Annotated in this window: 3 protein-coding genes and 1 pseudogene; 2 read left to right on the forward strand and 2 right to left on the reverse strand. The window is 42.4% G+C overall.

Annotated elements, in window-relative coordinates; translation table 11 throughout:
• Nucleotides 1-84: 84 nt before the first annotated feature.
• Nucleotides 85-639: a general stress protein gene (locus ACKTT2_RS00710; protein ID WP_407882955.1), complete on the reverse strand. Its 555-nt coding sequence runs from the start codon at nt 637-639 to the stop codon at nt 85-87.
• 282 nt (nt 640-921) lie between these two features.
• On the opposite strand from ACKTT2_RS00710, the gene treS reads away from it, so the two are divergent.
• Nucleotides 922-4,281, forward strand: coding sequence for a maltose alpha-D-glucosyltransferase (gene treS, locus ACKTT2_RS00715; RefSeq protein WP_407882957.1), 3,360 nt, complete (start codon nt 922-924; stop codon nt 4,279-4,281).
• 306 nt (nt 4,282-4,587) lie between these two features.
• On the opposite strand, the gene ACKTT2_RS00720 is transcribed toward treS, so the two are convergent.
• On the reverse strand, nt 4,588-4,938 hold the full coding sequence (locus tag ACKTT2_RS00720) for a hypothetical protein (protein WP_407882956.1): 351 nt from the start codon (nt 4,936-4,938) through the stop codon (nt 4,588-4,590).
• 368 nt (nt 4,939-5,306) lie between these two features.
• Here ACKTT2_RS00720 and ACKTT2_RS00725 point away from each other — a divergent pair.
• Nucleotides 5,307-5,639 (forward strand): annotated as a pseudogene (locus tag ACKTT2_RS00725) (WGxxGxxG-CTERM domain-containing protein); the annotation flags it as partial.

Consider the following 5,639-nt stretch of genomic DNA (forward strand, 5'->3'; position numbering starts at 1 on the left):
CCAATACATCGGGGAGGGTTAGGGTGGGGTAAAAAATATTTAAAACATCCTCTAAGAACAAAGTGAAAGTAATTTCTATTAACACTAAGCTGTGGCAGAATTATAAACTCCCCAGTATTGAACATCGCGATTCTTCAAAATTTTCTCTGCCTTTTGCAGGTCATCTGAAGTGCCTTCTAATAGTACTAAAATTTCACTTTGATGAATGCGATCGCTATAAACTCTAGCTCTTTCTTCAGGAATTCCCAAATCTGCCAAAGCCTTCACCAAATTATGACTTGCAGCAGATCCTACAGCGACACCCCCAATGCTGCTTGCCAAAGCTACACCTAAAGAACCTGCTGCCAACACAGCTCCTAAACTAGGAAGTGCTAAACTTGTGAGACCGACCAATATACTCCCCCAAGTTGCTGCGGTGAGAGTGTCTCCAATGACTCCTGTAGCAGTATTGACATTTTCTCCGTCGATATGAGAAGTCATCTGGGCATTGGCAAGCTGTTCTCCTTGCTCAACGTCCTTGGCGACTAGGGAAACTTTTTCCATGAGAAAGCCAGAATCTTTCAATTCATTGAGTGCTTGCTCTGCATCTCGACGTCCGGCAAATACTCCCACTGCATATTTTTGATGAGTTACAACCATATTTTCCTCATACTGGTTTTATTATGTTCAATGCATATAAATGCATTTTCTGTTGTAATTTGTTTTACTATTTTTGATATTTAATCTAAGAAATTCATCAATCCTAAGACTTACGTAACTTGAGATGAGAAAAAAGTTGTTTTGTAAAATTAAATGAATAAACATTGCTCTTACTTACGTTAGATGGTCAACGTAAGTATTTCGGCTAAAGTTAAATTTTTGGCTGGCGTTTACACCTATAAGATTTTTACTGGTGCTTTACCAAGAACGGTTGAAGGAAAAATGCAAAACTTACTTTTGAAAGACGATCCTCTTTGGTTTAAAAGTGCAATTATCTATGAAGTTCCTGTTCGTGCCTTTGCGGACAGTAACGGTGATGGAATTGGCGACTTTCGGGGGCTAACTGAAAAACTGGATTACTTGCAAGATTTAGGCGTGACTGCTCTGTGGGTATTGCCATTTTTCCCATCACCACTGAGAGATGATGGTTATGACATCGCCGATTATACCAATGTTAACCCAATTTATGGTACGCTGGAAGACTTTCAAGAATTCCTAGAAGCGGCTCATTCACGAGATATTCGTGTCATTATTGAATTAATTGTCAACCATACATCTGACCAGCATCCTTGGTTTCAACGAGCACGTCGCGCCCCAAAAGGCAGTCAGGAAAGAGATTTTTATGTCTGGAACGATCACCCAGAAAAATACCAAGAGGCGCGGATTATTTTCAAAGATTTTGAAACTTCAAACTGGGCTTGGGACCCTATTGCTAAAGCGTATTACTGGCATCGCTTTTACTCCCATCAACCCGATTTAAACTACGATAATCCTGCAGTGCGTCAAGCGGTGTTTGATGTCCTAGATTTTTGGTTGGCAATGGGAGTGGATGGGTTACGGTTGGATGCAGTGCCTTACTTATACGAACGGGAAGGAACAAACTGCGAAAACTTGTTTGAAACCCACGCTTTTTTGAAAGAATTGCGATCGCACATTGATGCTAAATTCCCCAATCGTATGCTTTTGGCTGAAGCAAATCAATGGCCAGAAGATGCAGCTTTGTACTACGGGTCTGGGGATGAGTGTCAAATGAATTTTCATTTCCCTCTCATGCCTCGCTTATTTATGGCGTTGCGGATGGAAGATAACTTCCCTATTATTGACATTCTCAACCAGACTCCCTTAATTCCCGATAATTGTCAATGGGCGTTATTCTTACGGAACCATGACGAACTGACCTTAGAAATGGTTACGGATGAAGATCGCGATTATATGTACCGAGTCTACGCACAAGACCCGGTGATGAGAGTTAACTTGGGTATTCGTCGTCGATTAGCACCCCTTCTGGGAAATGACCGTCGGCAAATAGAATTGCTGAACAGTTTGCTGTTATCCCTACCGGGAACCCCCGTGCTTTATTATGGAGATGAGATAGGCATGGGAGATAACGTTTATGTAGGCGATCGCAATGGTGTTCGTACCCCGATGCAATGGAGTTCCGATCGCAATGCTGGTTTTAGTCGCACTAACCCCCAAAAGTTATACTTACCAGTCATTGTAGAATCAGAATATCATTACGAAGCAGTCAACGTTGAAGCCCAAAGAAGTAACCCCAATTCCCTTTGGTATTGGACAAAACGCTTGCTCGCAACCAGAAAGCGCTTCCAAGCCTTCGGTTTGGGAACCTTTGAACTGCTGCATCCCAGGAACCGCAAAGTACTTGCCTTTACCCGAAATTATAACGGGCAAACAATTTTAGTGGTGGCGAATCTGTCGCGATTTGTGCAAACAGTCGAATTAGACTTATCGCCATTCAACGGACTCGTACCAATGGAAATTTTTGGTCAAACGGAGTTCCCTGCAATTGGAGATTCCTGCTACTTCCTCAGCCTCAGCCCCTATGGATTCTACTGGTTTGCTCTATCGCCCAAAGCGACTTTGACTCAGCCACCGAGACCTCAAGCAGACCTCACTACATTAGTTGTAAGCGGTCAATGGCAGAATGTCTTTACTCAGCGAGAAGCAAAAGCCACTTTAGAATCTGTTTTGCAAGGTTATCTCTACACTTGTAACTGGTTTAACGGCAAAGCTCTAACCGTTCAGTCAACACACATTACCGAAACTGTCTCAATATCTAGCAAAGATACTGAAGCTAAGATGGTTTGGTTGCGGGTAGAGTACCTTCAAGGAGACTCCGAAACTTACCTTTTGGTCTTTGCTTATGCAGAGGACGAGCAAGCAAGACAAGTTTTAGCAGACAACCCTCAAGCTGTGGTGGCGCGTTTAGAAGTTCAAAGAATAGGGGTAGATTCAGAAACTCCTGCCAACGGAATTTTATTTGATGCAACAGCAGATGAGAAATTTCTCTGTCTCCTGGTGGATGCGATCGCTCAAAATCGCTTTTTCAAAGGAATGTCAGGAGAATTGGCAGCAAAAGCAACCGATTTACTCCCAGAGTTGAGAGGTGATGAAACCCTCGAACCCACAATTCTCCAAGGAGAATTTCAAAACACTTATGTCATTTATGGAAATCGCCTGTTCTTAAAAATCTTCCGCAAACTCGAAGAGGGAATGCATCCCGATTTAGAATTACGGCGCTTTTTGGGAGAGAAGAAACGCATCACACACTTTGCACCTATTGCTGGAGCGTTAGAATACCGCACTCCCAATAGAGTAGGAGCGCTTCCCGCACAGCCGACGACTGTAGGAATCTTGCAAGAATATATCCAAGATACCCGGAATGGATGGGACTATACCCTTGATAGCTTGCAAGACTACTTCGATCTCGTGACTACCCAACAAGTAGAAATCACTGAAGTCCCGATTCCCTCAAATTCTCCCATAGAGTTGTTGAGTTTAGAAATTCCCGAATTAGCCAACCAAACTATTGGTTCGTATCTCGTGAGCGCTCAAATCTTGGGTCAGAGTACAGCAGAACTTCACATGGCTTTGAGTTGCGATTCAGAAAATTCTGACTTTACTCCCGAACCATTTTCATCATTCTACCAGCGTTCCATTTACCAATACGCCCGTAACTTAACCGGTCAAGTCTTCCTGTTATTGGAAGATCGAATAAATTCCCTACCATCCGAAACGCAAAAACTGGCGCACACCGTTCTTAATTACCAACAAGACGTTTTGGGACGTTATCAGTTAATTCTCAACCAAAAAATTACTGCAATGCGTACCCGCTATCACGGTGATTACAATTTGAAGAGGGTGCTGTACACGGGGAAAGATTTTATCATCCACGATTTTGAAGGTGGTGAAGGTCGTAGTTTGAGCGAACGACGCATGAAGCGTTGTCCCTTAAGAGATGTCGCTGGGATGCTATTGTCGTTCCACTATGCATCACAAATTGGGCTTCGCAATGAAATAGACAGTGGAATGGTTCGCGCTGAAGCTTTGCCATTAATGGAAGCTTGGAGTCGTTTTTGGTACGTTTGGGTCAGTACGGCTTTCTTAAATAGTTATCTAGTGACAGCCGGACAAAATGGCTTCTTACCAAGTACAACTACAGAATTGCAAGTGCTTTTGGATGCCTTTGTTTTAGAGAAAACTATCTTTGCACTAGGCTCCGAACTTAGCGATCGCTCCAGCAGGGTAGACATTCCACTCCAACTGATTCTACAATTGTTCTAAGTAGAAAAGCTAGGGATTGGCGAGACAGGGGATTGACTTTCTCTTCCCCAATCCCAATCTTCTTTTTCAAACAGAAATTTTTAGCCATAATTGCTGAACGCAAGCGTCTACTAAGGGGAGCATCCCAATTTGGAAAAAACATTGGGCGATTAAAATCGCATCTATACAAACAAAGTCCACCTACGTGGACTTTATGTTAAGTCGAGGAACGCGAAGCGTGCACGGAGTGCATAGGCGGACTTCGTTTGTATAGCCCCAGAATTCTATTCTGAGGAGCAATGCCCTCCTATTGGGATGCTTCCTCTACTAAGAGTGCTTCTTTTCTACAGAATGTAAATGTGTCGGAGACGCTTTGTAAAATTCTTTCACTGCTTGAGTATGGGCTTCAGTCGCTTTTATATGCTCTTCTACGCACTCTACAAATGCTTCTGTAGAGTTATCATCTTCCTGGAGTTGCTGTACCTTCACTAAAAATTCTTCCGAGTGTTCCTGAATAGTTTTCGCATACGGTTCAATCCGTCTAGCTTGTTCTTGCTCAGCAGAATTTCCTGTTTTTAGCTTCTGGGCTAGCTCTTTTATTTCTTCACCATGCTTGAGCGACTTCAAGGCATGTTCTTGCGCTGCTTGTACCGTTTCTTTTGAAACTTTATGTGTCATAATAATACCCTTTGAAATATAGGTAGTAGGGTGGACATTGCCCACCAATAGGATTGTGAGGTGAGTATTGCCCACCCTACTTAAAAATTTTTATAAATCATCTCTGATTCAGAAATTGCATATTTTCATAAAATTAGTTCAAATTCTATAATATGTAATTTTTATGAAAAGAAAATAATACTAATGATAGACTTTTTTTTTGTAAAACTTGTTATTTTATATCGGTAAATTTACTCAATTAGACTGATATCTCTTCACTTTATCTAAGCCATGATTACTCAAAGGACAGCATCTACGAAAGTCAAACAATATTGATTTAAAAATCAAAAAAAACACGCAAAAATTAGAATAATCAAGGAATTAGAACTATGAAGCCTTCTTATTTATCAAAAATCATCTGGACAAGTGCTTTTGCTTTTGGTCTTGTGACTTTACATCCAATCCTACCAGTTGCTGCTCAGAGCGGAGCTTCTGGTGCTGGTAGCAGTACAGGTGCTAGCGGTACTACTGGTACACAAGGTAGCTCCACTGGTACCAATCCGACAACCGGAACGGGATCTGGTGCAACAGTTCCCAGTACGGGTTCCACTGGTACCGACACCACCACCGGAACGGGATCTGGTACAACAGTTCCCAGTACGGGTTCCACTGGTACTGACACCACCACCGGAACGGGATCTGGTACAACAGTTCCCAGTACG

This window comes from Scytonema hankhaensis NUACC26 (assembly GCF_045865695.1).
GTDB lineage: Bacteria > Cyanobacteriota > Cyanobacteriia > Cyanobacteriales > Nostocaceae > Scytonema.

Coding starts and splice junctions, on each gene's coding strand:
- treS (WP_407882957.1), top strand. CDS start 922: ATGCAAAACTTACTTTTGAAAGACGATCCTCTTTGGTTTAAAAGTGCA.
- ACKTT2_RS00710 (WP_407882955.1), bottom strand. CDS start 639: ATGGTTGTAACTCATCAAAAATATGCAGTGGGAGTATTTGCCGGACGT.
- ACKTT2_RS00720 (WP_407882956.1), bottom strand. CDS start 4,938: ATGACACATAAAGTTTCAAAAGAAACGGTACAAGCAGCGCAAGAACAT.